Origin of the sequence: Thermotalea metallivorans (genome assembly GCF_001562415.1) — a bacterium.
Lineage (GTDB): Bacteria > Bacillota > Clostridia > Peptostreptococcales > Thermotaleaceae > Thermotalea > Thermotalea metallivorans.
The window spans coordinates 1-2,932 of sequence record NZ_LOEE01000086.1; the positions used below are offsets into that span (position 1 = coordinate 1).

The 2,932-nt window shown below is 35.0% G+C and carries 3 protein-coding genes and 1 other annotated feature; all 3 genes read right to left on the reverse strand.

Going from position 1 to position 2,932, the window contains the following annotated elements:
* A partial coding sequence (locus tag AN619_RS14985; RefSeq protein WP_068556888.1) for a transposase occupies positions 1-214 on the reverse strand: 214 nt, incomplete at its 3' end.
* 990 nt (positions 215-1,204) lie between these two features.
* Positions 1,205-1,402 (reverse strand): sulfur carrier protein ThiS, encoded by a 198-nt coding sequence (gene thiS, locus AN619_RS14990; protein WP_068558077.1) that lies wholly within the window; start codon positions 1,400-1,402, stop codon positions 1,205-1,207.
* A gap of 26 nt (positions 1,403-1,428) precedes the next feature.
* The gene (gene proC / locus AN619_RS14995; RefSeq protein ID WP_068558078.1) at positions 1,429-2,250 is read right to left on the reverse strand and encodes a pyrroline-5-carboxylate reductase; all 822 of its coding nucleotides are present in this window, start codon (positions 2,248-2,250) and stop codon (positions 1,429-1,431) included.
* 288 nt (positions 2,251-2,538) lie between these two features.
* Positions 2,539-2,741: a binding site (T-box leader), on the reverse strand.
* Positions 2,742-2,932 lie beyond the last annotated feature (191 nt).

Genomic DNA, 2,932 nt, shown 5'->3' on the forward strand with positions numbered 1-2,932 from the left:
TGAGCTTTGCAATTTCTTTTTTAATTTTCTTGATTTCTTCAAGGCTTGTAACATCTCCTTCTATGTTAATTGGAGATTTCTTTTTTACCCAACTTCGGACTGCTGTTTCACTTAGGCTATATTCGCTACAAATTTCCCTGATTGTTTTACCGGATTGTATCAATTCTACTATCATTGTTTTGAAATCCTCTGTAAAAGTTCTTCGATTTGTCATTTATGGACACTTCCTTTCTTAAATCTTTAGTATATCTAAAACCTTATTTTGTGTCCATACTTATATACTAACATCAGTCAATTCCAGTCCACATTTTAATTCATCCTGAATTATTCATGAAAATCTGTGAAAAGTGTTTAGTGTAATATAAAAGTGTAACAAAACGCAGACAAAAAGTGTAACAGCTGCGATGCAAAAAATCCATTGTAACACCCCTCAATTTACGTTATCCTTTAGTTTAGGAAAGAACTATAGAGTAGGAGAATGGTTCGAGAATTATCCAGGTAGTACGCAGAAATTTGAATTTACTATCAATACTGATTCCAAATTGCTTGATTCATATAAATTGACTGAAGGCGAGTTTACGACTACTACTGTCAAGTTCATTTACTAATACTTTTTAGATCTGAATATATGTAATGTTATCGATAAAGGCTGTCATGGAAGTATGCCAGCCTTTATTGTCCTTGGGTGGAGAAGGGTACCAGGCTGTGCTGTTTTGTATTGAGAATAAATATCAATGATATAACTATTCCCTAAATATACATTTAAAGAATAGTTATTTTCTCCGATTCCTGCTTTTGATTGCCAATGATGTCTTATTTTTTGTTTCTTTCCTCTTTATGTACCTTTATCTTTATAAGCCTTTTCATCAAACTTTTATTTTATTCAATAAGATAACATTGCAACCCTTTGATAAACATATGCCAATAAAATGTACGATACAGTCGCACAAAATCATGGAATTTCGTTTTCTTAGATTCTGGACAACGGACAAATCGCTCTCGGATCAATTTTCCAAAGACTATTCGACATATTTCAACTTCTTAGTTGATAATATATTTCATTTGCTATTCCATCAATTTCTGTCGAATTTAGATGACTTTAATTAGCTATCGGCTAATAGCTATTTTAATAGCTATTTGGCATAATAGCAACTAAGAGCCCTTATTGGGCTCTTAGATTGTCTTTATCCCATTGCTGGACCTACTAGCCGCCTACAATGGGATAAATGATCTTGATATCATCGCCGTCTTGTATATAAGTATTGCAGTAGGCCTCTTTCGGTACCATCCTGCCATTTACAGATACAGCCATGGCCATATATGGACAGTTTTCCATTTCTATCAGGGTTTGAATGGATACATTCTCCTTCCATGGCAATTCCTTTCCATTTACCTTTATCATGGCATCGCCTCTTTACTATTATCGTCTTACAATCGATTTGCCATTTGGCCTAACAATTTTACTTTCGCAGTGCACTCATTCATTGCTTGAATAATAGCTCCTCGAAAATTGCTTTTTTCTAAAGAATAAACTGCCTCAATCGTTGCTCCTGCAGGAGAACAAACCATATCTTTTAATTCTCCCGGGTGCTTTTCTTTTTCTAAAACCATCTTTGCTGCCCCTAATACAGCCTGAGCAGCATACTTGTATGCCTTTTCCCTAGACAGCCCATGAAGTACGCCTCCATCTGCCAAAGCTTCAATAAACATATACACATAGGCAGGACTGCTTCCACTAATGGCAGGCACGATATCCATCAAATTTTCATCGATAACATCTACCTTGCCGATACTCTCAAATATACTTAGAACAAAATCTAATTCCTCTTTTGTAACCTGACGGTTGGGAGTAACGGCTGTCATCCCTGCCCCCACCAAAACAGGCGTATTTGGCATTGTTCTTACGACCTTTACCGGTTTCTCAAAAAATTGTTCAATATATTTGATTTGTATCCCCGCCGCTAAGGATATAAGTATATGATCTTCTGTGATAACATCTTGGATTTCTCTTAGTACCTCCTTATAAATCATAGGTTTGACTGCCAATATGATGATGTTGCACTTTTTCGCCAAGTCACGATGATTCAATGCCGTCGAAACACCGAATTCTTCGCTAAGGCTTTTCGCCTTATCCATGGTTCTATTACTTATATATATATCTTTGCAAATATCAGGGAAATTATTGATTAAACCGTTAATCATTGCATAGGCCATGTTGCCGGCACCAATAAAACCAATTTTATAATTCATACTACCACCTCAATATTTTTGTTAGATTTTCCTTTCTGCAAATCAATCCTGTCCTTCATGTCTTTCTAAACTCAGGGCCACTTTCTCCAAAGCTTCATTTTTTGCCCTTGTATCCATGGTGGCCAACCTTTGGGCCGCCTCCTGTAATTTTTTTGCATTTATCCTTTAAATATGTCATTTTTACCACTCCCCGAAATAAACTCCTCTTCATCAAAATTGATTTACATAATGATATTATGTCTACTAATTGAAGACTTTATATTTTAAAAATAAAAAAACCCTCATCCCATAAGGGACGAGAGTTAGCCCGCGGTACCACCCTAATTAGTCAATTGACTCACTTTTGCTAATCGTAACGTGATTAAAACGTAATGATTTTTTCATCATTATACTCCGGAGCGGGTTTCAAAAAGCTAGTTTACAAGGCTCTCACCTATTCCTTGCTCTCTGGGAAACATCACTTTTTTACTATTCTCCCTCATAGCATCTGGACATATTATATTTTTTACAATTGATTATACATAAGCTTTTTACACATGTCAATATATTAATTTTCTATAGTTTTGCACTTTTTAAATAATTACCAAAAATTGACGTAATAATTTGCAAAATAAAAGAGGAATATATGTACACAATACCTCTAATCAAAGGAGTGAAGCTTGTGTACATTTATATTCCTCAA

Bases quoted from the DNA above. Each gene is read 5' to 3' on its own strand.
- thiS (WP_068558077.1), bottom strand. From the start codon at position 1,402: ATGATAAAGGTAAATGGAAAGGAATTGCCATGGAAGGAGAATGTATCC.
- proC (WP_068558078.1), bottom strand. From the start codon at position 2,250: ATGAATTATAAAATTGGTTTTATTGGTGCCGGCAACATGGCCTATGCA.